Genomic DNA, 24,913 nt, shown 5'->3' with positions numbered 1-24,913 from the left:
GCTGCCACATTTATGTGCTTAGCTTTGCACCCGAATGCGAGCATCGCGCGCTTTTAGTGCTCTACTGCCTTGAGTAGACGAAGAAAGTGTCCGGCTTGCCTGCATGGCATAAGTCTTGCGCCGCTTTCGATAACGCCCAGGCTCGCAGGAGGTACGTCGTGTCGATTCACGTCGCATTGCACCATGTCACGCATTACCGGTACGACCGCGCTGTCGAGCTCGGTCCGCAGATCGTTCGCCTGCGCCCGGCGGCCCACAGCCGCACGCGGATTCTTTCTTATGCGCTGAAGGTCGCGCCTGACCAGCACTTCATCAACTGGCAGCAGGATCCCCAGGGCAATTACCTGGCGCGGTTGGTGTTTCCCGAGAAAACCCGGGAGCTGCGCATTGAGGTCGATCTGCTGGCTGAAATGGCGGTGTTCAATCCGTTCGACTTTTTCCTGGAGCCCTACGCGGAAAAAATTCCGTTCACCTATGCCGCCGACGAGCGCAAGGAGTTGGCGCCTTACCTTGAAACCCTGCCGTTGACGCCGAGATTCCAGGCCTATCTGGACGGCATCGACCGCACGCCGTTGCCGGCGGTGGATTTCCTGGTGGCGCTCAACCAGCGCCTGAGCGAAGACATCAACTACCTGATCCGTATGGAACCGGGCGTCCAGACCCCGGAGCACACCCTGGAGCATGCGTCCGGTTCCTGCCGCGACTCGGCCTGGTTGCTGGTGCAGTTGTTGCGCAACCTTGGCCTGGCCGCGCGGTTCGTTTCCGGTTACCTGATCCAGTTGACCGCCGACGTGAAAAGCCTCGACGGTCCGTCCGGTACCGAGGTGGATTTCACCGACTTGCATGCCTGGTGCGAGGTCTACCTGCCCGGTGCCGGCTGGATCGGCCTGGATGCGACGTCCGGGTTGTTCGCCGGTGAAGGGCATATCCCGTTGGCCTGTAGTCCCGATCCGTCCTCGGCGGCGCCCATCAGTGGCTTGGTGGAACCGTGCGAGTGCGAATTCAGCCACGAAATGTCCGTCGAGCGGATCTGGGAAGCGCCACGGGTCACCAAGCCCTACACCGAAGAGCAGTGGCTGGCGATTCAGGCGTTGGGCCGGAAAATTGATGCCGACCTGCTGGAAGGCGATGTGCGCCTGACCATGGGGGGCGAGCCGACCTTCGTCTCGATTGATGACCCGGACGGCGCCGAATGGAACACCGCCGCGCTGGGGCCGGACAAACGTCGCCTCTCCGCCGAGCTGTTCCAGCGCATGCGCAAGCATTATGCGCCCCAGGGGCTTGTGCATTTTGGCCAGGGCAAGTGGTACCCCGGTGAGCAGTTGCCGCGCTGGTCGCTCAACTGCTATTGGCGGCGTGACGGAGTGCCGATCTGGCACAACAGCGCGTTGATCGCTGACGAGCAGCAGGACTACGGCGCCGACGGCGAAATGGCCGGGCGCTTTCTGACAAGCGTTGCCGAGCGTTTGAAAATTCCTGCGCGATTCGTGTTCCCAGCCTACGAGGACAATTTCTATTACCTCTGGCGCGAAGGTGCATTGCCATCGAACGTCACGGCCCAGGACCCCCGCCTGGAAGATGCTTTGGAGCGGGAACGGTTGCGCAAGGTCTTCAGTCAGGGCCTGGACAAAGTGATCGGGCAGGTCCTGCCGCTGGCGCGTACCGCCAAGGGCGATCAATGGCAAAGCGGTCGATGGTACCTGCGCGATAGTCACTGCCGGTTGGTACCGGGGGATTCGCCCCTGGGCTATCGCCTGCCATTGGCTTCCCAGCCCTGGGTGACAGCGGCCGAATACCCCTTCATTCATCCCACCGACCCGAACCAGGACCTGCCGGTGCTGCCCGATGCCGAACGCCTGGCCCGTCATGGTGAGCCGGCAACCGAGCAGGATCGTGCCCCGCAGATTGACGAATCCGCCGACTGGCTGACCCGCACGGCGTTTTGTGCCGAGGCTCGCGAGGGGCGTTTGTACCTGTTCATGCCGCCCCTGGAGCGGGTCGAGGATTATCTGGAACTGGTCAGCGCCATCGAAGCGACAGCCGAGGAGCTGCATTGCCCGGTACTGTTGGAAGGCTACGAGCCACCGAGCGACCCGCGCCTGAGTAACTTTCGCATCACCCCCGATCCGGGTGTGATCGAGGTTAACGTGCAGCCGTCCGCGACCTGGGATGAACTGGTCGAGCGCACCGAGTTTCTTTACGAAGAGGCGCGACAGACCCGGCTGACCACCGAGAAATTCATGATCGACGGTCGGCACACCGGCACCGGTGGTGGCAACCATTTCGTACTAGGGGGCGCAACCCCGGCCGACTCTCCCTTTCTACGGCGCCCTGACCTGCTGCGCAGTCTCATCAGCTACTGGCATAACCACCCGTCGTTGTCCTACCTGTTTTCCGGCTTGTTCATCGGCCCGACGTCCCAGGCGCCCCGGGTGGACGAAGCGCGCAACGATGCGTTGTATGAGCTGGAAATTGCCTTCGCACAAATGCCGCAACCTGGCGAAGAGTGCCCGCCCTGGCTGGTTGATCGGCTGTTGCGCAATCTGTTGATCGACGTGACCGGCAACACCCATCGTGCCGAATTTTGCATCGACAAGCTCTATTCGCCGGACGGCGCCACCGGGCGTCTCGGTCTATTGGAGCTGCGGGCTTTTGAAATGCCGCCCCACGCCCGTATGAGCCTGGCCCAGCAGCTATTGCTGCGGGCGCTGGTGGCGCGGTTCTGGCGTGAGCCCTACCTGCCTGCGAAGCTGGCGCGGTGGGGGACCGAACTGCATGACCGCTTCCTGTTGCCGCATTTTATCGAACAGGATTTTGCCGACGTCATCAATGAACTGAACGCCGCCGGTTACCCGCTGCGGGCCGAATGGTTCGCCGCGCACCTGGAGTTTCGTTTTCCCAAGGTGGGCGATTACGCGGTCAGTGGCATCGAACTGCAATTGCGCCAGGCCCTTGAACCCTGGCATGTACTGGGAGAAGAGGGGGCGGTGGGCGGCACCGTGCGGTATGTGGACTCTTCTCTTGAACGTTTGCAGGTCAAGCTCAGCGGCCTGGCGCCGCAACGGTATTTGCTGACCTGCAACGGTATACCGGTGCCGCTTCAAGCCACCGGCCGGGTCGGCGAATTTGTCGCCGGGGTGCGTTTTCGCGCCTGGCAGCCGGCCAACTGCCTGCAACCGACCATTGCGGTCCATGCGCCGTTGGTCTTCGATTTACTCGACACCTGGACGCAACGTTCGGTGGGGGGGTGCCAGTATCATGTGGCTCATCCGGGGGGACGTAATTACGACAGCCTGCCGGTGAATGCCAATGAGGCGGAGAGCCGGCGAATGGCGCGTTTTTTCCGTCTCGGACACACGCCGGGGAAACTTCCGATACCCCTCCTGGCAGTGGACGACGAGTTTCCCCTCACGCTCGATCTGCGACGTTTTTGAGAGCGCTCCCCAAGTCGTACACGACACCCGGATATTTCAACTATCCGGGTGTCATGCGCTTGCGCTAGTCTCACGTTTCATTGCTGTCTGCCGAGCTTTCCATGCCTGACCTGCTTGACCGTTACCCGCTGACGACGGGCACCTATCACGAACTGTTGGACGACAGCGGCGCGGTGCGCGGGCACTGGCGCCGCCTGCTCGACCATTTGCAGCGCAGTACGCCGGCCCAACTGCTCCAGCGTCAGGCACTGTTGGCCCGGCAGATCCAGGAAAACGGTGTCACTTACAACGTCTATGCGGACCCGAAGGGCGCCGACCGGCCGTGGGAGCTGGACCTGCTGCCCCACGTGATCGATGCGCAGGAGTGGAAGCAACTGTCGGCGGGCATCGCCCAGCGTGCACGCTTGCTCAACGCAGTACTGGCCGACCTGTACGGGCCGCAACGGCTGATCAGTGAGGGGCTGCTGCCGGCGGAACTGGTGTTCGGGCACAACAATTTTCTCTGGCCGTGCCAGGGCATCACGCCGCCGGACGGCATTTTCCTGCACCTGTATGCCGTGGACCTGGCCCGTACGCCCGACGGTCGCTGGTGGGTCACGGCGGATCGAACCCAGGCGCCTTCGGGGGCCGGGTATGCGCTGGAAAATCGCATGATCGTCTCCCGCGCCTTTCCCGATTTGTATCGTGACCTGAAGGTCAAGCACCTGGCCGGTTTCTTCCGCACCTTGCAGCAGACCCTTGCGCGTCAGGCCCCCAGTGATGGCGAGTCGCCGCTGGTGGTGCTGTTGACGCCTGGACGGTTCAACGAAAGCTATTTCGAACACCTTTACCTGGCGCGCCAGCTGGGCTATCCGCTGGTGGAAGGGAGCGACCTGACCGTTCGCGACGCCACGGTGTACCTCAAGACCCTGAGCGGGCTACGACGGGTTCACGCCATCATGCGCCGGCTCGACGATGATTTCTGCGACCCGTTGGAGCTGCGCACCGATTCGGCCTTGGGTGTACCGGGATTGTTGGAGGCGGTGCGCCAGGGCCGGGTTCTGGTGGCCAATGCCTTGGGCAGCGGCGTGCTGGAATCACCGGGCTTGTTGGGCTTTTTGCCAAAGATCAGCCAGTTTCTGTTCGGTGAGGAACTGATACTGCCGTCCATCGCCACCTGGTGGTGCGGTGAGCCGCCGGTGCTGGCCCAGGCCTTGGAAAAACTGCCGCATTTGCTGATCAAACCGGCGTTTCCTTCCCAAAGTTTCAGCCCGGTATTGGGGCGCGACCTGAACGAACAACAGCGTGCACTTCTGGCCGCGCGCATGCAGGCGCGTCCCTACGCCTATGTCGCCCAGGAACTGGCGCAGCTGTCCCAGGCACCGGTCTGGCAGGCCGAAGACGGTCAGCTTCAGCCGCGGGCCATCGGCATGCGCGTGTATGCCGTTTCCGGGGAGGATGACTATCGGGTGCTGCCGGGCGGCCTGACCCGCGTGGCGGCCGAGGCCGACGCCGAAGTGGTATCGATGCAGCGAGGTGGCGCCAGTAAGGACACTTGGGTCTTGGGAGAACAGCCGCCCAGTGGCGAACAATGGAAGGCCCAGCGAACCGTGGGCGTCCACGATCTGGTTCGGCGTGATCCCTATCTGCCGTCCCGCGTCGTGGAAAATCTGTTCTGGTTCGGTCGCTACTGCGAGCGCTGTGACGACAGTGCGCGGCTGCTGCGGATCATGCTGGCGCGCTATGTCGATGGCGACGACCCGCAAGCGCTGCTGTCGGCGGTGTCCCTGGGGGAAAGCCTGATGCTGTTGCCGGAGGAGGGCGAGCTGCCCGAGCGACTGCTGGCGGCCTTGTTGGGGGACGATTGGTCGTTCAGCCTGCGTTCCAACCTGCAGCGATTGCAGTGGGCGGCCTCCCAGGTTCGCGGCAAGCTGTCCCGGGAGAACTGGCAGGCACTGGTGGAGCTGCAGCGCGAAGCCATGGAGCTGGAAACCGCGGAGCCGGATTTCGGTGAGTTGCTGGATTTTCTCAACCGTTTGGTGATGTCCCTGGCGGCGTTGTCCGGATTCGCGTTGGACGACATGACCCGCGACGAGGGCTGGCGTTTCCTGATGATCGGTCGTCGTCTGGAGCGCCTGCAATTTCTCAGCAGCAGCCTTGCGGCGTTCCTGCGAGGCGAGGCGGTGTTCGACCAGGCGGGGCTGGACTGGTTGCTGGAACTGGGCAACAGCAGCATCACCTATCGTTCGCGTTACCTGGCGGTGGCCCAGTTGATTCCGGTGCTCGACCTGCTGTTGCTGGACGAACAAAACCCTCACGCGGTGCTCTTCCAGTTGAAACTGGTGGCCCGTACCCTCAAGCGCTTGAACGATGACTTCGGCGCGCCCAGGGAAACCGCCTTGCCAGAGCTGGTCGCTCGCCTGTCATGCTTTGACCTGCGTTGCCTGGAGAGTCCGCTGTTCGGCGAGGCCAGCCTGCGCGCAGCCCTCGATGGCTTGGCCGATCTGTTGCAGGAAGTGGCCGACGTCAGCGGCCAGGTGTCCGATCGCCTGGCCTTGCGTCATTTCGCTCACGTCGATGACGTCAGCCAGCGTACGGTGTCCGTCTGATGAGCGCTCGTTACCAGATATTCCACGACACCCACTACCATTACGACAGCCCGGTATCCCTGGCCCAGCAGCTTGCTCACCTGTGGCCGCGCCCCTGTGAGTGGCAGCGTTGCACCGAGCAGCAGTTGTTGATCAGCCCGGAGCCGACGACCCGCCGCGATGAGCTGGATGTGTTCGGCAACCCACTGACCCGCCTGGCGTTCGAACGGCCCCATGACGAGTTGCTGGTCAACGCGCGTCTGAGCGTGGAAGTGTTGGCGCGTCCTGTGCTGGACTTCAGTTTGTCCCCCGCCTGGGAGTCAACCCGTCATGCGTTGACCTACAGCGGCCGGCCAATGGCTGCTCCGTTGCTGGATGCGTGCCGCTATCGTTTCGAGTCACCCTATGTGCACCTCAAGCGCAGCTTTGTCGAGTTTTCCGAAAGCTGTTTCGCGCCGGGGCGCCCATTGATGCTCGGCGTGCGGGCGCTGATGGAGAAAATATTCGAGGAGTTCACCTTCGATGCCGAAGCCACCCAGGTGGCAACGCCGCTGGTGGAGGTGCTGGAACGGCGGCGGGGCGTTTGCCAGGACTTTGCTCACCTGATGCTGGCCTGCGTGCGCTCCCGCGGGTTGGCGGCGCGTTACGTCAGCGGCTACCTGTTGACTCAACCGCCGCCGGGTCAGCCACGGTTGATCGGTGCCGATGCCTCGCACGCCTGGATCTCGGTGTTTTGCCCGGTGCTGGGCTGGGTGGACTTCGACCCGACCAACAACGTTCAGCCGGCGCTGGAACACATCACATTGGCCTGGGGCCGGGATTTTTCCGATGTGTCGCCGTTGCGGGGAGTCATTCTGGGCGGCGGTGATCATGACCCCGAAGTGCGGGTGACGGTGATGCCGCTTGAATCGTAAACAGATCCCAGTGTGGGAACGGACTGGGCTGTGAGGGCCGGCAGCGAGGCTGCCGACCCTGGACACAGAACCGGGGGGCCGGATCAGATCATCGGGCCCTGAGGGTATCAGGCGTCGGGCGTCTGATCTTTCGGTGCATCAACATCTACGTCTGCTGCCACGTCGCCTTCGGTATCCGGGGTCAGTGCTGCTGCTTCTTCTTCAGCGGTAGCTTTCTTGCGCTGAAGCTTTTCCTCTTTCTTCTGCTCCTTGGCCAAGTCTCTCTGACGTTTGGCGAAGGAATAATTGGGTTTGGCCATGGGCGATCCTCTGGGGTCGAAGGTGAGGTTGAGCGGCGCGTATTCTGCCCTGTATCGGGGTCGAGCCGTTAGCTGGGTTTTTGTTCGGCCCACTTTGGCTGCACCGACGGTTGCCATTCGTCCAGCGCATCGAGCAGGTGGTGGGGTGATTCGCTCACTTGCAGCATGTCACGGTGGGGCCCACGGACGAAGCCTTCGCCGACGATATGATCAAGAAAACCGGTGAGTTTGCTGTAGAAACCGTTCACTTCCAGCAGCCCCAGCGGTTTGCTGTGATAGCCGAGCTGGCCCCAGGTCCAGACTTCGAACAACTCCTCCAGCGTGCCAAGGCCGCCGGGCAGGGCGATGAAGGCATCGCTGAGCTGAGCCATGCGTGCCTTGCGGGCGTGCATGCCGTCCACCACTTCCAGGCGGGTCAGCCCGCTGTGGCCGATTTCCTTGTCTTTGAGGCTCTGCGGGATGATACCGATCACTTCGCCGCCGGCCGCCAGGGCCGCATCGGCGACGATGCCCATCAAGCCGACCGCGCCGCCGCCATAGACCAGGGTCAGTTTTCGTTCTGCCAACGCACGCCCCAAGGCCTGCGCCGCTTCACGATAGGCTGGGTGGCTACCGGTGCTGGCGCCGCAAAATACACAAACAGACGCTAAAGACATGCCTTACTCCGTGGTCAGTAACTGGACCAGAGTAAAGCCTGGCTTTGGCTGCGCAAAGCAATTAAACCTCGCGCCGGGGTTTTTCGTAGGTGCCACTGGCACCGCAGGCGTAGGCGGCAAGCAAGCTGCACAGCAGGCCGTTGAGGTTCATGATGCGGTACTCCAGAGAGGTGATGGAGCTGATCATATGGCCGCCTCATACCTTTGGCTGGTTGATTATGCTCATCAGGCTGATAGCCTTAAGTTGTATACAATCTTTGACTCAGGTCATAGGAACTTGTCTGAAATTCAGGCAGTCTTCCCCATTGACGGAATTTTTCTAACCATGCCTTGGAGATTCACCATGTTTGCCAAACTTGCTGCAGTATCCCTGTTGACGCTGGCCAGCAGCCAGCTGATGGCAGCCGAGTGCAAGACCACCATCGACTCGACCGACCAGATGTCCTTCAGCACCAAGGCCATCGAGATCGACAAGAGCTGCAAGACCTTCACCGTTGAACTGACTCACTCAGGCAACTTGCCGAAGAACGTCATGGGCCATAACTGGGTACTGAGCAAAGAGGCTGACATGCAGCCGATTGCTACCGATGGCCTGGCAGCCGGCATCGACAAGAACTACCTGAAAGAAGGCGATGCGCGCATCATCGCTCACACCAAGCTCATTGGGGCCAAGGAGAAGGACTCGGTGACTTTCGATGTATCGAAACTGAGCGCCGATGAGAAATACGGCTTCTTCTGCTCGTTCCCGGGCCACATCTCGATGATGAAAGGCACGGTTACCCTGAAGTAATCACATCAGGCATAAAAAAAGCGCCCGTTTCAGGGCGCTTTTTTGTGCCTCGCCAATAACCGCACATCCTGTGGGAGCGAGCCTGCTCGCGATGACGGCAGCACATTCAACATCAATGCAAACTGACCCACCGCTATCGCGAGCAGGCTCGCTCCCACAGGGATTGCCGGTCACGGCGCGTACGGCATCACCCGCTTGTGCTCGGTCTTGCGATAGGTCTCGCAAATGATTCGAGCGGCTTCTTCGCGCACCGGCAGCCCATGCAGGAACGCATCGATCTCGCCATAGGTCACGCCGTGGGCGGCTTCGTCGGGCTTGCCGGGCGACAGGTCCTCAAGGTCGGCAGTGGGGACTTTTTCCACCAGCGATTCCGGCGCACCGAAGTCTCGGGCAATAGCCCGGACCTGGTTTTTCACCAGGCCGCTCAACGGCGCCAGGTCACAGGCGCCGTCACCGAACTTGGTGAAGAAACCCATCACGGCTTCGGCCGCATGGTCGGTGCCGATGACCAGGCCTTGCTCGGCACCGGCGATGGTGTACTGCGCCACCATGCGCATCCGCGCCTTGGTATTGCCCAGCACGAAATCCCGGGAGCCCGGCCCTTTGCCTTCGAACGCCAGTACTTCCTTGGCCAGTGCCTTGACCGCCGGACCGATGTTGACGGTATGGCGCTCGTCCGGCTCGATGAAGTCCACGCAGGCCTGGGCTTCATGTTCGTCGAACTGGGTTTCGTACGGCAGGCGCACGGCAATGAACTTGTAGGCGGCGTTGCCGGTTTTCTCCCGCAGTTCACGCGCTGCGCGTTGGGCCAGCAGGCCGGCGGTCAGCGAATCGACCCCGCCGCTGATGCCCAGTACGAGGGTCTTGAGTCCGGAGTTGACCAGACAATCCTGGATAAAGCCCACCCGACGAGCGACTTCGGCCTTGAGGGCAGCGTCATCGGCGAACGGTGGCTGAACCTTGAGCTGTTCAGCAATCTCACGCTGTACGGCTTGCATGAATTCACTCCTTGCTTGGTGTGTCAAAGGGCGGCAGGTACTTGGAAAACGTGTCGCATGTAAGCGACGAAATTCGGGTCTTTGCAGTGGGTCTTGCCGGGCTCGTCTGAAATCTTGGCCACGGGTTGCCCGTCACAGCTGATCATTTTAAGCACGATGCTCATCGGCTCCACACCCGGGATGTCACACGTCAGGTTGGTGCCGATACCGAAGCTGACATTAATGCGACCACGCAATGCCCGAAAAATCTCCAGGCATTTGGGCAGTGTCAGGCTATCGGAGAACACCAGCGTCTTGCTCATCGGGTCGATACCGAGCTTGTGGTAGTGAGCAATGGCTTTTTCGGCCCAGATGACCGGGTCCCCGGAGTCATGGCGCAAGCCGTCGAACAGCTTGGCGAAGAACAGATCGAAGTCCTTGAGGAAAGCGTCCATGGTGATGCAATCGGTCAGTGCGATTCCCAGCAGGCCCCGGTACTCACGCACCCAGCAATCGAGGGCGGCGATCTGACTGTCGATCAGCCGCGGGCCCAGTTGCTGATGGGCCATGATCCATTCGTGGGCCATGGTGCCCAGGGGTTTCATGTCCAGCTCGCGGGACAGGTGCACATTGCTGGTGCCGACGAAGCGTCCAGGGAAATCGTGCTTGAGCACGTTGACGACTTCTTCCTGGACGCGATAGGAAAACCGCCGGCGGGTGCCGAAGTCCGCGACCTGTAGTTCGGATAACTCGTCGGCGCTGGCGTTGGCGGTCAGCCAGTCGAACTTGCGATACAGCTGTTCGCGCGCCTGCTCCAGAACGATCTCGCGGTAGCGATAGCGATTACGTACCTCGCTGACGATGGCCAGCAGCGGCACTTCGAACAGAATCACATGCAACCATGGCCCACGCAGGCGGATAAACAGCTCGCCGTTCTCGATACCGGTGTGCACATAGCGCAGATTGAAACGGAACAGGCCCAGAAAACGCAGGAAATCGGGTTTGAGGAAGCTGATGCGCTCCAGGAAGCCCAACTGGTCGACGCTCAGATTCAGCTCGGCCAGGCGTTCGATCTGAAAGCGGATCTCCGCCAGATACGGGCGCAGGTCTTCGCTGTTGCGGCAGCGAAATTCCCATTCGACTTCGACGTTGGGGTAGTTGTGCAGCACCGCCTGCATCATCGTCAGTTTGTAGAAGTCGGTGTCGAGCAGGTTCTGCACGATGCGATCGGCAAATACACTCTCGCTCATGGCGGGAATCTCCAGACAGGCCGCTGCGGCGGGCAGCGGGGTGAAGCGGTTGGTGGTGAAGGGGCTAGTGGCGCATAACCCTGGTGAGTATTGCCAGCGATTTTTTAACGGCGGGTACCCCGCTGGAGTGTCTGGATATGCCAACGGGCCTCATTGCGGGCAAGCCTTGCTCCCACAAGAGAGTGGGCGACCGGCAGCTGTGCACACCCCCTGTGGGAGCAAGGCTTGCCCGCGATAGCCATGCTCAAGGTGCCATTGAGGCCTCGATCTGCTCCAGCATCCACTCCACAAAAAGCCTGACCTTGGGCACTTCCGCCGAATGTTCAGGATAGGCCAGGTAATAGGCATCGGTACTGGGCATCGCATAGTGCCAGGGGATCACCAGCTTGCCGTCAGCCAGTTCTTCTTCCACCAGAAAGCGCGGCAGCAGGGCGACGCCGCAGCCAACCTGGGCGGCCCGGATGCACATGTAGAACGTTTCGAAGCGCGGCCCGTGGTAGCTGTGTTCGGTGTGATAACCCTGGCTGGCGAACCAGTCGTGCCAGGCCTGGGGGCGTGAGGCGTTTTGCAGCAGCACCAGATCGGTCAGTTGCGTCGGGTCGCTGAAGGGCTGGGCCGGCAGATTGCCAGGCGCGCAGACCGGCACCAGTTCTTCGCCGAACAGTTTCAGGGATTCGGCGCCGGGCCGTGAGCCCTGGCCGAAATAGAACGCCAGGTCGCTGCGCCCCTGAAGCAAGTCGTCGGCCTCCTGCTCGCTGCACAGGTCCAGATGAATTTTCGGGTGCCGCAGGCGCCAGCCTTTGAGCCGTGGGACCAGCCAGCGAGCTCCGAAGGTTGGCGGTGTGGAAACCCGTAGGACTTCGGTATCGCCGCCGTAGGAGCGCAAGTAGTGGGTCGACATCTCCACCTGCGTAAGGATTTTTCGTACCTCCCCCAGGTACAAATCCCCGGCCGGTGTCAGCTGCAAGCGTCGACGTACGCGGCGAAACAGCAAATGCTGTAGCAGTTCCTCCAACTGTGCGACCTGTTTGCTGACGGCGCTCTGAGTCAGGTTCAGCTCTTCGGCGGCGCGAGTGAAGCTCAGGTGTCGGGTCACCGCTTCGAAGCACTGTAGCGCCGTGATCGACGGCAAATAGCGTTTATTGATCATGATGAGGCCTTATTTCTTGTGGCGCTGCTTATCCGGTCATGGCCAGCATGAATAAACGGAATGATATCTCGCTTAAAGGTCGTTTGTTGGCAAGTCTCGGGCCAGCTACAACTACAGGTCTGATCAGCCGTGATCGTCCGGCTGCCAATTCTTTGTCTTTTGTTTGAGGAATTAACCATGGTTGCTGCATTGCTTGATCGTCTGGGTGTCGAACCGGCCTTGTACCAGAGCGGCACACAACCGGTGCATTCGCCCATCGACGGCAGTCGCATCGGCGCCGTGAACTGGGAGGGCGCCGCAGAGGTTGAGCAGCAGGTCAGCCGCGCCGAGCATGCGTTCGACCTGTGGCGCCAGGTGCCGGCCCCTCGCCGCGGCGAGTTGGTACGTCAATTTGGTGATCTGCTGCGCGAGTACAAGGCCGACCTCGGCGAGCTGGTGTCCTGGGAAGCCGGCAAGATCACCCAGGAAGGTTTGGGTGAAGTGCAAGAGATGATCGACATCTGCGACTTCGCAGTCGGTCTGTCCCGTCAGCTGTACGGCCTGACCATCGCCTCCGAGCGTCCGGGCCACCACATGCGTGAATCCTGGCATCCGCTGGGCGTGGTCGGCGTGATCAGCGCTTTCAACTTCCCCGTGGCGGTCTGGGCCTGGAACACCACGCTGGCCCTGGTTTGCGGCAATGCGGTGATCTGGAAACCCTCGGAAAAGACCCCGCTCACCGCCCTGGCCTGCCAGGCGTTGTTCGAACGTGTGCTGAAGAACTTCAGCGATGCGCCACCGTACCTCAGTCAAGTGATCATCGGCGGTCGCGATGCCGGCGAAGCGCTGGTGGACGATCCGCGCGTGGCGTTGATCAGCGCCACCGGCAGCACCCGCATGGGTCGTGAAGTGGCGCCGAAAGTCGCCGCGCGCTTTGCCCGCAGCATCCTCGAGCTGGGTGGCAACAATGCGATGATCCTGGCCCCCAGCGCCGATCTGGACATGGCCGTGCGCGCCATCCTGTTCAGCGCCGTCGGCACCGCCGGCCAACGTTGCACGACGCTGCGCCGCCTGATTGCCCATGAGTCAGTGAAAGAAGAGATCGTCAGCCGGCTCAAGGCCGCTTATTCGAAAGTGCGCATCGGCCATCCGCTGGAAGGCAACCTCGTCGGGCCGCTGATCGACAAGCAGAGCTTCGAAAACATGCAGGATGCACTGGAGCAGGCCTTGAGCGAAGGCGGGCGAGTATTTGGTGGCAAACGCCAGCTTGAAGACCAGTTCCCGAATGCCTACTACGTATCGCCGGCCATCGTCGAGATGCCGGAGCAGAGCGATGTGGTGTGCCACGAAACCTTCGCGCCGATCCTTTATGTGGTCGGCTACAAGGATTTTGCCCAGGCCCTGCAACTCAATAACGCGGTGCCTCAAGGCCTGTCGTCCTGCATCTTCACCACGGACGTGCGTGAAGCCGAGCAATTCATGTCAGCAGTGGGCAGCGACTGCGGCATCGCCAACGTCAACATCGGCCCGAGCGGCGCGGAAATCGGCGGCGCGTTCGGCGGCGAGAAAGAGACCGGCGGCGGACGTGAGTCAGGCTCCGATGCATGGCGCGGTTACATGCGTCGCCAGACCAACACCGTGAACTACTCGCTGGAGCTGCCGTTGGCGCAGGGGATTACCTTCGACTGAGGTCGTGTCAACGAGTGTCCCCTGTGGGAGCGAGCCTGCTCGCGATAGCGTCGGATCAGCCAACATGGATGTTGCAAGGTAAACCGCATCGCGAGCAGGCTCGCTCCCACCATGAGTTTATGTGCAGTGGTTGGGTTTCATTTCCGGAGTCTGGCAATGCCGTTACGCGAAGAATGTCTGTGGGAAAAACTGACGCCGCAAAGACCTGAAAATACCGCCCTCACCGGCGAAATCACGGTGGATGTCTGCGTGATCGGCGCAGGTTTTACCGGTTTGTCGGCGGCGGTGCATTTGCTCGAACAAGGCAAGCGCGTGGCTGTGCTGGAGGCCCATCGGGCCGGGCATGGTGGGTCGGGGCGCAATGTCGGATTGGTCAACGCCGGCTTGTGGATCCCGCCGGATGAGATAGAAGCCGGCTTCGGCGAAGCGGTGGGCAGCCAGCTCAATCGCATGCTCGGGGCGGCGCCGGCGCTGGTGTTCAGCCTCGTCGATAAATACAACATTGATTGCCAGCTGCGGCGCGAAGGCACGCTGCACATGGCTCACAACGCCAGGGGCGAAGCGGACCTGCGCAGTCGTGAAGAACAATGGAAGCGCCGTGGCGCCCCGGTGGAGTTGCTCACCGGCCAGGCGTGTGCCCAGGCCACGGGCACCTCGAAAATCGCTGCGGCATTGCTCGACCGGCGTGCCGGCACGCTCAATCCGATGGCCTACACCAGTGGGCTGGCCAAGGCTGCCAGCGACCTTGGTGGCCAGTTGTTTGATCATTCCCCCGTCACGCGCCTGGAACGCCAAGGGCAGCGCTGGTCGGTGCAAACTGCCCAGGGTTCGGTACTGGCCGAGCAAGTGGTGATCGCGTCCAATGCCTACACCGAAGGTGACTGGACGGAGCTGCGGCGCAATTTCTTTCCCGGTTACTACTATCAGGTTGCTTCCGCTCCGCTGACCGACGAAGCGGCGCAGCGCATCCTGCCAGGCGGCCAGGGCTCGTGGGACACCCGCCAGGTACTGAGCAGCATTCGTCGGGACAAGGACGGGCGTCTGTTGCTGGGCAGCCTGGGTAATGGCAATCGCAAACCCACCTGGTTCCTCAAGGCGTGGGCCGACCGGGTGCAACAGCACTATTTCCCTTACCTCAAGCCGGTGGAATGGGAATGCACCTGGACCGGGTGTATCGCCTTCACCCCCGATCACCTGATGCGCCTGTTCGAGCCGGCCCCCGGTCTGGTGGCCGTGACGGGTTACAACGGCCGCGGCGTGACGACTGGCACAGTAGTGGGCAAAGCCTTTGCCGACTATCTGTGTCACGGCGACGCCAGCGCGCTGCCGATTCCCTTCGCCGCCATGCGGCCACTGGCCGGGACAGGCTTGCGCAGCTGCTTGTATGAAGCGGGTTTTTCGCTGTATCACGCCGGCCAGTGCCTGCGAATTGTGATCTGAATGTTGAAAAATGTTGCCGCAGCGCTCGTTTTCCACCACAACGTCTAGCCTGTTATGGTGCGGGTTGTAGCAGTTGTGCACCGCCAGTGTGCAGTTCGGTGACGCGGGTTGTTACAGGTGGGTTGCACGTCGTTTCGTGTGATGGTTGCAATGATGGCTCAGGGAGGGTTGTACCCATTTGGTTCTATGGTTGTACCTTGTGCGGTTTAGACGGTTGCACGCCCAATAAAAAAGGGCTCGAAACAGTCGAAATAACAATAAAGCAGCGACTTTTTTAAGAATAAAAAACCGATGGCACGGCGCTTGCTCTGAGCTTTTCAGTGAAGTCGCAGTGCCAACTAAAAAAAACCTTGGAGCACCACCTCATGTCCCAGACGTTTTACAAGAAAGGCTTTCTGGCCCTCGCAGTGGCAGCTGCGCTGGGTGTTTCTGCGTTTGCTCAGGCCGACGTCAAGATCGGCGTAGCGGGTCCGATGACCGGTGCCAACGCGGCATTTGGCGAGCAGTACATGAAAGGCGCACAAGCGGCGGCAGACGAGATCAATGCCAAGGGTGGCGTGAACGGCGAGAAAATCGTTCTGGTGCAGGGCGATGACGCCTGCGAACCGAAGCAGGCCGTGGCCGTGGCCAACCGCTTTGTCGATCAGGACAAGGTTCTTGGCGTGGTCGGTCACTTCTGTTCCTCGTCCACCATCCCGGCGTCCGAGGTCTACGGCGATGCCGGCATCATCTCCATCACTCCGGGTTCCACCAACCCGCAGGTCACCGAGCGCGGCCTGAGCGCGATGTTCCGTATGTGCGGTCGTGACGACCAGCAGGGCATCGTCGCCGGCGACTACATCGTTGACGTGCTCAAGGGCAAGAAAGTCGTTGTCCTGCACGACAAGGACACCTACGGTCAGGGCCTGGCGGATGCTACCAAGGCTCAGTTGGCCAAGCGTGGCGTGGAGCCGGTGCTGTACGAAGGCCTGACCCGTGGCGAGAAAGACTTCAGCGCCGTGGTCACCAAGATCCGTTCGGCCGGTGCCGACGTGGTCTACTTCGGCGGTCTGCACCCGGAAGCCGGCCCACTGGTCCGCCAGTTGCGTGAGCAAGGCCTCAAGGACGTGAAATTCATGTCCGACGACGGCATCGTCACCGACGAACTGGTCACCACCGCCGGCGGCCCGCAATACGTGGATGGTGTGTACATGACCTTCGGCGCCGACCCACGCCTGCTGCCAGACAGCAAGGCCGTGGTGGACGCGTTCCGTGCCAAGGGCACCGAGCCGGAAGGCTACACCCTGTACGCCTACGCCTCGGTCCAGGCCTTGGCGGCCGGTTTCAACGGCGCCAAGAAAAATGACGGCGAAGCCGCGGCCGAATGGCTCAAGGCCAATCCGGTCCAGACCGTGATGGGCAAGAAGGAGTGGGACTCCAAGGGTGACCTGAAAGTCTCCGACTACGTGGTTTACCAGTGGGACAAGGACGGCAAATACCATCAGCTGGAAAAACAGAAGTGACATGAACGGCTGAATCGCCCGGCGCCCGGTGCCGGGCGGTTTACCCGTGTTCATGCAGTACCTGTCTTTTCTCCCGAGAGCTGCGCGCACATCGTGCAGCGTCGGCGGCTGAACCCCGGTCCGTCGCAGCGGTGTGCGTGCAGTCTCTCAAATGCGTGAGATTGCGTTATGGATGGTATTTTCCTGCAGCAACTGATCAATGGCCTGACCCTCGGGTCGGTCTATGGTCTGATCGCCATCGGCTACACAATGGTCTACGGCATCATCGGCATGATCAACTTCGCCCATGGCGAGGTTTACATGATCTCTGCGTACCTCGCGGCGATCAGTCTGGCTCTGCTGGCCTGGTTCGGTATCGAATCCTTCCCCCTCATGATTCTCGGCACGCTGGTGTTCACCGTGGTGGTGACCGGCGTCTACGGCTGGGTGATCGAGCGCGTCGCCTACAAACCCCTGCGTAACTCCACTCGCCTGGCACCGCTGATCAGTGCCATCGGCATTTCGCTGATCCTGCAGAACTATGCCCAGATCAGCCAGGGCGCTCGCCAACAGGGCGTGCCCACGTTGCTCGAAGGCGCCATGCGCGTGGACATCGGCAGCGGCTTCGTCCAGCTGACCTACACCAAGATCTTCATCCTGGTCGCCGCATTCGCCGGGATGGCCTTGCTGACCTACATCATCAAGTACACCAAGCTCGGCCGTATGTGCCGCGCGACCCAGCAAGACCGCAAGATGGCCTCCATCCTCGGGATCAACACCGACCGGGTGATTTCCTATGTGTTCGTCATCGGTGCGGCCATGGCGGCCCTGGCCGGTGTGCTGATCACCATGAACTACGGCACCTTCGACTTCTATGTCGGCTTCATCATCGGCATCAAGGCGTTCACCGCGGCGGTACTCGGCGGCATCGGTTCCCTGCCTGGGGCGATGCTGGGCGGGATCATCCTCGGCATCTCCGAGTCGCTGTTCGCCGGTCTGATCAACTCTGACTACAAAGACGTGTTCAGTTTCTCGCTGCTGGTGCTGATTCTGATTTTCCGTCCCCAAGGCCTGTTGGGTCGCCCACACGTGGCGAAGGTATAAGTATGTCTGCTGCCAATAAACCGATTGATATCAAAAAGAGCGTCATCGACGCGATCCTGGCCGGCCTGATCTCGCTGATCGTGTTCGGGCCGATTGTCGGCGTGGTGCTCGACGGCTACAGCTTCAACCTGCAACCGGCCCGCGTGGGCTGGCTGGTGGCGATCGTGATGGTCGGGCGCTTTGCCTTGAGCCTGTTTCTGCAAACCCCCAAGGGTCTGAAGATTCTCCAGGGGTTCGAAAGCACCAGCTCCGGCGTGCATGTGCTGCCGCCAGACTACAAGTCGCGCCTGCGCTGGATCATCCCGGCGTTGATCGTGATTGCCATCGTGTTCCCGTTTTTTGCCAACAAATACGTGCTCACGGTGGTCATCCTCGGGCTGATCTATGTACTGCTGGGCCTGGGGCTTAACATCGTGGTCGGCCTGGCCGGGCTGCTCGACCTGGGTTACGTGGCGTTCTATGCCATCGGCGCCTATGGCCTGGCGCTGGGTTACCAATACCTGGGGCTGGGGTTCTGGACGGTGCTGCCGCTGGCGGCGATTGCGGCGGCGATGGCCGGGTGCATATTAGGATTCCCCGTGTTGCGAATGCACGGTGACTACCTGGCCATCGTGACCCTGGGTTTTGGCGAGATCATCCGGCTGGTGCTCAACAACTGGCTGTCGTTTACCGGCGGGCCGAATGGCATGCCGGTGCCGTCGCCGACCTTCTTCGGCCTGGAGTTCGGCCGGCGAGCGAAGGAGGGCGGGGTGCCGTTCCACGAGTTCTTCGGCATTGCCTACAACCCCAACGTCAAATTCCTGTTCATCTACATCGTCCTGTTCATCACCGTGTTGCTGGTGCTCTACGTCAAGCATCGCCTGACCCGCATGCCGGTCGGTCGCGCCTGGGAAGCCTTGCGCGAAGACGAGATCGCCTGCCGCTCCATGGGCCTGAACCATGTGCTGGTCAAGCTCTCGGCGTTCACCATTGGTGCTTCCACGGCGGGCCTGGCAGGCGTGTTCTTTGCCAGTTACCAGGGCTTCGTCAACCCGTCGTCGTTCACCTTCTTCGAGTCGGCGCTGATTCTGGCGATCGTGGTACTGGGCGGCATGGGGTCGACAGTGGGCGTGGTCATCGCTGCATTTGTCCTCACCGTGGCGCCGGAGTTGCTGCGCAGCTTCTCGGAATACCGGGTGCTGCTGTTCGGCGTGCTGATGGTGTTGATGATGATCTGGCGCCCGCGCGGCCTGATTCGCATCAGTCGTACCGGGGTGACGCCGCGTAAGGGAGTAGCGCCATGAGCGAAGTCGTGCTTACCGTTGAAAACCTGATGATGCAATTCGGTGGGATCAAGGCCCTCAGCGACGTCAGCCTGCAAGTCAAGCGCAACTCGATCTTCGCCCTGATCGGCCCCAACGGTGCGGGCAAGACCACGGTGTTCAACTGCCTGACCGGTTTCTACAAGGCCACAGGCGGCAAAATCGAGCTCAATGTGCGCGGCGAGCGGACCGATGTCATCAAGCTGTTGGGCGAACCGTTTCGTCCCACTGACTTCGTGTCCCCCAAATCCTTCGCCAGCCGGGTGTTCTACAAGATGTTCGGCGGCACCCACCTGGTGAACCGTGCAGGCCTGGCGCGGACCTTCCAGAACATTCGCCTGTTCAAGGAAATGTCCGTGCTGGAGAACCTGCTGGTGGCTCAGCACATGTGGGTCAATCGCAGTCTGGTGGCGGGCGTGCTCAACACCAAGGGTTACCGCCAGGCAGAAAGCGATGCCCTGGACCACGCCTTCTACTGGCTGGAAGTGGTGGACCTGGTGGATTGCGCCAACCGGCTGGCGGGCGAACTTTCCTATGGCCAGCAACGGCGCTTGGAAATTGCCCGGGCCATGTGCACCCGCCCGCAGATCATCTGTCTCGACGAACCGGCCGCCGGCCTAAACCCTCAGGAAACCGAAGCGCTGAGCGCGATGATCCGGCTGCTGCGCGACGAGCACGATCTGACCGTGGTGCTGATCGAACACGACATGGGCATGGTAATGAGCATTTCCGACCACATCGTGGTGCTGGACCACGGCAACGTGATCGCCGAGGGCGGTCCCGAGGCGATTCGCAACGATCCGAAGGTGATCGCAGCCTACCTGGGTGCCGATGAAGAGGAGTTGGTATGAGTGGACCTATCCTCGAACTCAAGGAGCTGGACGTATTCTACGGGCCGATCCAGGCCCTGAAAAAAGTCTCGATGCACATTGGGGAAGGTGAAACCGTCAGCCTGATTGGCTCCAACGGTGCCGGCAAGTCCACGTTGCTGATGTCGATTTTCGGCCAGCCGCGGGCCGCGAGTGGGCAGATTATCTACCAGGGCGTGGACATCACGCACAAGTCGTCCCACTACATCGCCTCCAACGGCATCGCGCAATCGCCGGAAGGACGGCGGGTATTCCCTGACATGACTGTTGAGGAAAACCTGTTGATGGGCACCATTCCCATCGGTGACAAGTACGCCAGCGAAGACATGCAGCGCATGTTCGAGCTGTTCCCGCGGCTCAAGGAGCGGCGCAACCAGCGGGCCATGACAATGTCCGGCGGCGAGCAGCAGATGCTCGCCATCGCCCGGGCGCTGATGAGCCGGCCCAAATTGTTGCTGCTCGATGAACCCAGCCTGGGACTGGCGCCGATCGTGGTCAAACAGATCTTCGCCACCTTGCGGGAGCTGGCGTCCACCGGCATGACGATCTTTCTGGTGGAGCAGAACGCCAACCACGCCCTCAGGCTGTCGGACCGGGCCTATGTGATGGTCAACGGTGAAATCCGCCTGACCGGCACCGGCAAGGAACTGCTGGTCAACGAAGAGGTGCGTAACGCGTATCTGGGCGGCCATTGACACAAGGCCAGCCATGAAAAAACCGGCGAATGAATCGCCGGTTTTTTTATCTTTAAATCCACCACCCATCCCCTTGTGGGAGCGAGCCTGCTCGCGATGGCGCCGGACCATCCAACCTCTTTATATCGGACATGACCCTATCGCGAGCAGGCTCGCTCCCACAGGGTTTGGCGCTGTGCCCGAGAATTGTGGACAACAATCCTGAGCGCCTGCGAAACCGCGACATAAAGTCGCCGCAAACAGTTGTTTTGTCACGGTTTTGACTTGTCCCCGTTTGCTGTGGAACCGGCTGTGGGTAACGTGGGAGTAGCTGGCTGCAAGCCTCTGAATACGTGGCTTTCAGGCGTGTGGTTGTTTTTTGATCAGGGGTTTTCGGTCAAGCGGGTACGAGGGTTGTCAACACTTTTATGAGGGTCGCCAAAGGCTTGGAAATCTGTGCGCAAGCCTGTGGATAAGTCTGTGATTAAACTCTGGAAAGACCGCGCTGAGGGCCGAATTTGCTGGCTTGAAGCCATCGTTCTTTTTACCGTCGGCTTATAGCAGGTAAGTCGATCTGCACAACCTGCATTGCAGGGTCAAGGGAAAAAATTTTCCAAATCCCTCGCAAAGCCTTATGCACAGCGGCTTGGGGAGTTTGCACTTGCCCCCGATTGCTGTGGACCCGCCTGTGGATAAGGTGCGGGCAACCGCCTGTGGCCCTTGTTTCATAAGGCCTGGCGCCGATTGGTTGTTTTATGAGCAATGCTCGAATGAAACCTCGCTTCCAGAAGTCTTGCCCATGCTGTGCCAGGCCGGGCATGCTGTGGGCCGATTTCCATTCATTGGCTGTTTTGAGCCCCAAGGAGAACACGATGTCCAACACCCTGTTTATTACCGGTGCAACGTCCGGTTTCGGTGAAGCCTGTGCCCGTCGTTTTGCCGAAGCAGGCTGGAAACTGGTGCTGACCGGTCGTCGTGAAGAACGCCTCACTGCCCTGTGCGCCGAGTTGTCGAAGCAGACTGAAGTCCATGGTCTGGTGCTTGATGTGCGTGACCGCACAGCCATGGAGGAGGCGATCGCCAACCTGCCACCGTCCTTCGCCAAGTTGCGGGGCTTGATCAACAACGCCGGTCTGGCGCTGGGCGTTGATCCTGCGCCCAAGTGCGACCTCGATGACTGGGACACGATGGTCGATACCAACGTGAAAGGTTTGATCTACAGCACCCGCCTGCTGTTGCCGCGGCTGATCGCTCATGGCCGTGGTGCCGGGATCGTCAACCTGGGGTCCATCGCCGGCAACTATCCATACCCTGGCAGCCACGTGTACGGGGCGAGCAAGGCGTTCGTCAAACAGTTCTCCCTGAACCTGCGTTGCGATCTGCAAGGCACTGGCGTGCGGGTAAGCAACATTGAGCCGGGTCTGTGCGAGAGCGAGTTTTCCCTGGTGCGCTTTGCGGGTGATCAGGAACGCTACAACGCGACCTATGCCGGGGCCGAGCCGATCCAGCCGCAGGATATCGCCGACACCATTTTCTGGGTGCTCAACACTCCGGCCCACATCAACATCAACAGCCTGGAATTGATGCCTGTGAGCCAGACCTGGGCCGGGTTTGCCATTGAGCGCAACAAGGCGTAAGACCGCGTTATCGTTCATCGCGGGCAAGCCTTGCTCCCACAGAGTTGGCTCATCTATGGGGCAAGCCTTGCTCCCAAAGAGTTGACTCATCTATGGGGGCAAGGTCGGCCAAATGTCTGTGGGAGCAAGGCTTGCCCGCGATAGCGATTTACCGGTCAGGCCAGATAATCAGCCAGCCCGCGGTAGCAGGTCAGCAGGTGATACGGCGTGGTCGATGGCATGTCCTGGCGGCTGACAGTGCCGTCGGCGTCCAGGCATTCGTTCCAGCCTTTGGCATGCAGGAAGTGCTGCTGCAACGCCTGTAGTTGATGCAGCAATGCGCCCTGATTGCCCGGGCGTAATGTCAGTGCCCGCAAATATTCCGCCTGAGCCCAGATGCGCTGGGTGGCGTCCCGCGGTACCTGTGATCCCAGGCTCAGCATGGCGCACACCGCGCCGGACTGCGGGCTCACGCCTTGCTGTTCGGTACGGCTGAAGCTGCTCTCAAGGGCTGTGTGCAACTTGCCGCCGCGCAACAGGGGCGATGAGGCCAGCAAGTAATACCACTCGAACTGATGGCCTGGCTCAAACCAGTTATCCACAGCCTTGACCGGTTTCTCCATCATGACGCGCTGCTGCGGGTCGATGAAGTGCTTGAACATGGCATCGCACAGGGCCAGCAATGCCTGGCGCACGTTGATGTCGTCGCGAACCGAGAGGGTGGCGAGGAAGGCTTCGGCCAGGTGCATCAACGGGTTTTGCAGCGGGCCGGATGCGCGGGTCGACCAATCGCGTCCCAGGCTGGCCTCGTAAAGGCCGTCTCCGGTCGTAAAGCGCCGGGCGATGACTTCCAGGGCCGCGTTGAGTACCGACTCCACCAGCGGCTCGCGGACCTTGCTCCAGTAATGGGCACAGGCAAACAGGATGAAAGCGTGGGTGTAGAGGTCTTTGCCGGTGTCCAGCGGTACGCCTTGGGGGTCAATGCTGTAGAACCAGCCACCATGTTCGCCATCATGGAAGTGCCGCTGCAGGGAGCGGAACAGTGCGCCAGCCCGTTCTTCGGCCTGTGGCGCTTCGCCGATCAGGCTGGCGAACACGTATAGCTGTCGCGCACAGGCCATCGCCCGGTAGCGCTGGGGCTCGAGCGGCTTGTGCCGGGTATCGAGGGATTCATAGGGCAGCGCCAGCTCGGCATTCCATCCCGGGCCTTGCCACATCGGCACGATCACGTCGTGAAAGTGCTGACGTACCGTGGCGAACAGGGCAGTCAGTTCAGGTGCAGGAGCGGGGCGGGAAGCATCGGGCATTGGTGGACGTCGTCACGGCTGGAGGGGTGATTGCGCGACATGGTAGCAGAGTGGCAAGTTCGAGAGAGGCGAGGCCTTCCAGTCCGTCATCGCGAGCAGGCTCGCTCCCACATTTATTGGCGTACGCCATACCCTGTGGGAGCGAGCCTGCTCGCGATTAGCCTTGATGGGTGCTGAAAATCAACCCGCCAACAACCACACTCCAGCCGCCGCCGAACCCGCTCCGGCCAGACGCACCAGAGGGGCGGCCGCTTGCGGCAAGACGCGAACCACGGCGTAGCCTGCGCCATGCAACGCCGCCGTCGCCGCGACAAAACCGGCCGCATAAGCCCAAGGGCTTGTCATGTCCGGCAGTTCCAGACCATGGGCCACGCCATGGAACAGCGCGAACACCGCCGTCGCGCCAATCGCCAGGCTCAGCGGCGGGCGCACCGCCAGTGCCACCGCCAGGCCCAAGGCCAGCACCGAGGCGGCAATCCCGCTTTCCAGTGCAGGCAGGTCCAGGCCTTCAAAGCCCAGCAAACCGCCGATCAGCATGCTGACGACGAAGGTGCACGGCAGCGCCCAGCGCGCCGCGCCTTGTTGTTGGGCGGCCCACAAGCCGACCGCCAGCATGGCCAGCAGATGATCCAGCCCGCCGATGGGGTGACCGAGGCCGGCCATCAGGCCGTTATCGCCATGGCCAGGGTGAGCAAAGGCCAAGGCCGGGGTCAGCAACAGGGCGAGGGCGCCAAGCAGGCGTTTGAATGTCATGGATAAGCTTCCTTGTTGAGCGTGTGAACAGTTGAAGTTGAAAAATCAGGCGGCGGTCAGCAGGCCCTGGCGTTCGATGAAGGCGATGATCTGCTCCAGGCCCTGGCCGGTTTTCTGGTTGCTGAACACGAACGGCTTGCCGTTGCGCATCCGACGGGTGTCGCTGTCCATCATTTCCAGGGACGCACCCACCAGTGGCGCCAGGTCGATCTTGTTGATCACCAGCAGGTCGGATTTACAGATGCCCGGTCCGCCTTTGCGCGGCAGCTTGTCGCCGGCCGAGACATCGATCACATAAATGGTCAGGTCCGACAGCTCCGGGCTGAAGGTCGCCGAAAGGTTATCGCCGCCCGATTCCACCAGGATCAGATCCAGCCCCGGAAACCGTCGGTTCAATTGATCCACGGCCTCAAGGTTGATCGAGGCGTCTTCGCGGATCGCCGTGTGCGGGCAACCGCCGGTTTCCACGCCGATGATCCGCTCCGGCGCCAAGGCTTCGTTACGCACCAGAAAATCGGCATCTTCACGGGTGTAGATGTCGTTGGTGACCACCGCCAGGTTGTAGCGTTCACGCAGGGCCAGGCACAGGGCCAGGGTCAGGGCGGTTTTGCCGGAGCCTACCGGGCCGCCGATACCGACGCGCAGAGGTTGTGTATTCATGAG

21 protein-coding genes are annotated in these 24,913 nt (G+C 61.2%); 12 read left to right on the top strand and 9 right to left on the bottom strand.

Going from position 1 to position 24,913, the window contains the following annotated elements:
• Positions 1 to 158 precede the first annotated feature (158 nt).
• The 3 genes from T3A99_RS10215 to T3A99_RS10205 all read left to right on the top strand — a co-directional run bounded on the left by T3A99_RS10215 (position 159) and on the right by T3A99_RS10205 (position 6,915).
• Positions 159 to 3,434: a transglutaminase family protein gene (locus tag T3A99_RS10215; protein ID WP_322834270.1), complete on the top strand. Its 3,276-nt coding sequence runs from the start codon at positions 159 to 161 to the stop codon at positions 3,432 to 3,434.
• Positions 3,435 to 3,535: 101 nt separating this feature from the next.
• Positions 3,536 to 6,022, top strand: a complete 2,487-nt coding sequence (locus T3A99_RS10210) for a circularly permuted type 2 ATP-grasp protein (RefSeq protein ID WP_322834269.1) — start codon at positions 3,536 to 3,538, stop codon at positions 6,020 to 6,022.
• Positions 6,022 to 6,915 (top strand): transglutaminase family protein, encoded by an 894-nt coding sequence (locus T3A99_RS10205; RefSeq protein WP_047227326.1) that lies wholly within the window; start codon positions 6,022 to 6,024, stop codon positions 6,913 to 6,915. The genes T3A99_RS10210 and T3A99_RS10205 overlap by 1 nt, the downstream gene beginning before the upstream one ends.
• Positions 6,916 to 7,022: 107 nt before the next feature.
• Here T3A99_RS10205 and T3A99_RS10200 read toward each other — a convergent pair whose 3' ends face one another.
• The 3 genes from T3A99_RS10200 to T3A99_RS10190 form a co-directional block, all read right to left on the bottom strand.
• Positions 7,023 to 7,214 carry a hypothetical protein gene (locus T3A99_RS10200; protein WP_047227327.1) on the bottom strand — a complete coding sequence of 64 codons (192 nt, stop codon included), beginning with the start codon at positions 7,212 to 7,214 and terminating at the stop codon, positions 7,023 to 7,025.
• Positions 7,215 to 7,282: 68 nt separating this feature from the next.
• Positions 7,283 to 7,870, bottom strand: coding sequence for a TIGR00730 family Rossman fold protein (locus T3A99_RS10195; protein ID WP_107321468.1), 588 nt, complete (start codon positions 7,868 to 7,870; stop codon positions 7,283 to 7,285).
• 61 nt (positions 7,871 to 7,931) lie between these two features.
• Positions 7,932 to 8,057 (bottom strand): hypothetical protein, encoded by a 126-nt coding sequence (locus tag T3A99_RS10190; protein ID WP_257220608.1) that lies wholly within the window; start codon positions 8,055 to 8,057, stop codon positions 7,932 to 7,934.
• Positions 8,058 to 8,213: 156 nt separating this feature from the next.
• Here T3A99_RS10190 and azu point away from each other — a divergent pair, with 156 nt between their 5' ends.
• Positions 8,214 to 8,660, top strand: coding sequence for an azurin (gene azu, locus T3A99_RS10185; protein ID WP_173407444.1), 447 nt, complete (start codon positions 8,214 to 8,216; stop codon positions 8,658 to 8,660).
• A gap of 170 nt (positions 8,661 to 8,830) precedes the next feature.
• On the opposite strand, the gene nadE is transcribed toward azu, so the two are convergent.
• From nadE to T3A99_RS10170, 3 genes are all read right to left on the bottom strand, one after another.
• On the bottom strand, positions 8,831 to 9,658 hold the full coding sequence (nadE, locus tag T3A99_RS10180) for an ammonia-dependent NAD(+) synthetase (RefSeq protein ID WP_047227330.1): 828 nt from the start codon (positions 9,656 to 9,658) through the stop codon (positions 8,831 to 8,833).
• Between the two features lie 23 nt (positions 9,659 to 9,681).
• The gene (gene pncB / locus T3A99_RS10175) at positions 9,682 to 10,887 is read right to left on the bottom strand and encodes a nicotinate phosphoribosyltransferase (protein WP_322834268.1); all 1,206 of its coding nucleotides are present in this window, start codon (positions 10,885 to 10,887) and stop codon (positions 9,682 to 9,684) included.
• Between the two features lie 244 nt (positions 10,888 to 11,131).
• A complete protein-coding gene (locus T3A99_RS10170) occupies positions 11,132 to 12,037 on the bottom strand; it encodes a LysR family transcriptional regulator (protein ID WP_047227332.1) in 906 nt (301 codons plus the stop codon).
• A 177-nt stretch (positions 12,038 to 12,214) separates the two neighbouring features.
• Here T3A99_RS10170 and T3A99_RS10165 point away from each other — a divergent pair, with 177 nt between their 5' ends.
• From T3A99_RS10165 to T3A99_RS10130, 8 genes are all read left to right on the top strand, one after another.
• Complete coding sequence (locus T3A99_RS10165; protein WP_047227333.1) at positions 12,215 to 13,705, top strand: aldehyde dehydrogenase family protein; 1,491 nt, start codon at positions 12,215 to 12,217, stop codon at positions 13,703 to 13,705.
• A gap of 156 nt (positions 13,706 to 13,861) precedes the next feature.
• Complete coding sequence (locus tag T3A99_RS10160; RefSeq protein ID WP_322834267.1) at positions 13,862 to 15,145, top strand: FAD-binding oxidoreductase; 1,284 nt, start codon at positions 13,862 to 13,864, stop codon at positions 15,143 to 15,145.
• Between the two features lie 365 nt (positions 15,146 to 15,510).
• Positions 15,511 to 16,647: a branched-chain amino acid ABC transporter substrate-binding protein gene (locus T3A99_RS10155; protein WP_047227335.1), complete on the top strand. Its 1,137-nt coding sequence runs from the start codon at positions 15,511 to 15,513 to the stop codon at positions 16,645 to 16,647.
• Positions 16,648 to 16,815: 168 nt separating this feature from the next.
• Positions 16,816 to 17,730, top strand: a complete 915-nt coding sequence (locus T3A99_RS10150; protein WP_322834266.1) for an ABC transporter permease subunit — start codon at positions 16,816 to 16,818, stop codon at positions 17,728 to 17,730.
• A 2-nt stretch (positions 17,731 to 17,732) separates the two neighbouring features.
• Positions 17,733 to 19,013 (top strand): high-affinity branched-chain amino acid ABC transporter permease LivM, encoded by a 1,281-nt coding sequence (gene livM / locus T3A99_RS10145; RefSeq protein ID WP_047227337.1) that lies wholly within the window; start codon positions 17,733 to 17,735, stop codon positions 19,011 to 19,013.
• Positions 19,010 to 19,882, top strand: a complete 873-nt coding sequence (locus tag T3A99_RS10140; protein ID WP_047227338.1) for an ABC transporter ATP-binding protein — start codon at positions 19,010 to 19,012, stop codon at positions 19,880 to 19,882. Before livM ends, T3A99_RS10140 begins: the two co-directional genes overlap by 4 nt.
• A complete protein-coding gene (locus tag T3A99_RS10135; protein WP_047227339.1) occupies positions 19,879 to 20,595 on the top strand; it encodes an ABC transporter ATP-binding protein in 717 nt (238 codons plus the stop codon). Before T3A99_RS10140 ends, T3A99_RS10135 begins: the two co-directional genes overlap by 4 nt.
• Before the next feature lie 851 nt (positions 20,596 to 21,446).
• Positions 21,447 to 22,211: an SDR family oxidoreductase gene (locus T3A99_RS10130; protein ID WP_047227340.1), complete on the top strand. Its 765-nt coding sequence runs from the start codon at positions 21,447 to 21,449 to the stop codon at positions 22,209 to 22,211.
• 155 nt (positions 22,212 to 22,366) lie between these two features.
• Here T3A99_RS10130 and T3A99_RS10125 read toward each other — a convergent pair whose 3' ends face one another.
• The 3 genes from T3A99_RS10125 to ureG form a co-directional block, all read right to left on the bottom strand.
• Positions 22,367 to 23,497: an AGE family epimerase/isomerase gene (locus T3A99_RS10125; protein ID WP_322834265.1), complete on the bottom strand. Its 1,131-nt coding sequence runs from the start codon at positions 23,495 to 23,497 to the stop codon at positions 22,367 to 22,369.
• A gap of 180 nt (positions 23,498 to 23,677) precedes the next feature.
• Positions 23,678 to 24,250, bottom strand: a complete 573-nt coding sequence (locus tag T3A99_RS10120; RefSeq protein ID WP_047227342.1) for a HupE/UreJ family protein — start codon at positions 24,248 to 24,250, stop codon at positions 23,678 to 23,680.
• A 45-nt stretch (positions 24,251 to 24,295) separates the two neighbouring features.
• Positions 24,296 to 24,910, bottom strand: coding sequence for an urease accessory protein UreG (gene ureG, locus T3A99_RS10115; protein ID WP_047227343.1), 615 nt, complete (start codon positions 24,908 to 24,910; stop codon positions 24,296 to 24,298).
• Between the last annotated feature and the right edge of the window lie 3 nt (positions 24,911 to 24,913).

Origin of the sequence: Pseudomonas sp. N-137 (assembly GCF_034555295.1) — a bacterium.
Taxonomy (GTDB): domain Bacteria; phylum Pseudomonadota; class Gammaproteobacteria; order Pseudomonadales; family Pseudomonadaceae; genus Aquipseudomonas; species Aquipseudomonas rhizophila.
The sequence above is the reverse complement of the archived record's forward strand: the minus strand, read 5'-3'. Positions and strand labels throughout refer to the sequence as shown.

Bases quoted from the DNA above. Each gene is read 5' to 3' on its own strand.
- T3A99_RS10210 (WP_322834269.1), top strand. From the start codon at position 3,536: ATGCCTGACCTGCTTGACCGTTACCCGCTGACGACGGGCACCTATCAC.
- T3A99_RS10205 (WP_047227326.1), top strand. From the start codon at position 6,022: ATGAGCGCTCGTTACCAGATATTCCACGACACCCACTACCATTACGAC.
- T3A99_RS10200 (WP_047227327.1), bottom strand. From the start codon at position 7,214: ATGGCCAAACCCAATTATTCCTTCGCCAAACGTCAGAGAGACTTGGCC.
- T3A99_RS10195 (WP_107321468.1), bottom strand. From the start codon at position 7,870: ATGTCTTTAGCGTCTGTTTGTGTATTTTGCGGCGCCAGCACCGGTAGC.
- T3A99_RS10190 (WP_257220608.1), bottom strand. From the start codon at position 8,057: ATGATCAGCTCCATCACCTCTCTGGAGTACCGCATCATGAACCTCAAC.
- azu (WP_173407444.1), top strand. From the start codon at position 8,214: ATGTTTGCCAAACTTGCTGCAGTATCCCTGTTGACGCTGGCCAGCAGC.
- nadE (WP_047227330.1), bottom strand. From the start codon at position 9,658: ATGCAAGCCGTACAGCGTGAGATTGCTGAACAGCTCAAGGTTCAGCCA.
- pncB (WP_322834268.1), bottom strand. From the start codon at position 10,887: ATGAGCGAGAGTGTATTTGCCGATCGCATCGTGCAGAACCTGCTCGAC.
- T3A99_RS10170 (WP_047227332.1), bottom strand. From the start codon at position 12,037: ATGATCAATAAACGCTATTTGCCGTCGATCACGGCGCTACAGTGCTTC.
- T3A99_RS10165 (WP_047227333.1), top strand. From the start codon at position 12,215: ATGGTTGCTGCATTGCTTGATCGTCTGGGTGTCGAACCGGCCTTGTAC.
- T3A99_RS10160 (WP_322834267.1), top strand. From the start codon at position 13,862: ATGCCGTTACGCGAAGAATGTCTGTGGGAAAAACTGACGCCGCAAAGA.
- T3A99_RS10155 (WP_047227335.1), top strand. From the start codon at position 15,511: ATGTCCCAGACGTTTTACAAGAAAGGCTTTCTGGCCCTCGCAGTGGCA.
- T3A99_RS10150 (WP_322834266.1), top strand. From the start codon at position 16,816: ATGGATGGTATTTTCCTGCAGCAACTGATCAATGGCCTGACCCTCGGG.
- livM (WP_047227337.1), top strand. From the start codon at position 17,733: ATGTCTGCTGCCAATAAACCGATTGATATCAAAAAGAGCGTCATCGAC.
- T3A99_RS10140 (WP_047227338.1), top strand. From the start codon at position 19,010: ATGAGCGAAGTCGTGCTTACCGTTGAAAACCTGATGATGCAATTCGGT.
- T3A99_RS10135 (WP_047227339.1), top strand. From the start codon at position 19,879: ATGAGTGGACCTATCCTCGAACTCAAGGAGCTGGACGTATTCTACGGG.
- T3A99_RS10130 (WP_047227340.1), top strand. From the start codon at position 21,447: ATGTCCAACACCCTGTTTATTACCGGTGCAACGTCCGGTTTCGGTGAA.
- T3A99_RS10125 (WP_322834265.1), bottom strand. From the start codon at position 23,497: ATGCCCGATGCTTCCCGCCCCGCTCCTGCACCTGAACTGACTGCCCTG.
- T3A99_RS10120 (WP_047227342.1), bottom strand. From the start codon at position 24,250: ATGACATTCAAACGCCTGCTTGGCGCCCTCGCCCTGTTGCTGACCCCG.
- ureG (WP_047227343.1), bottom strand. From the start codon at position 24,910: ATGAATACACAACCTCTGCGCGTCGGTATCGGCGGCCCGGTAGGCTCC.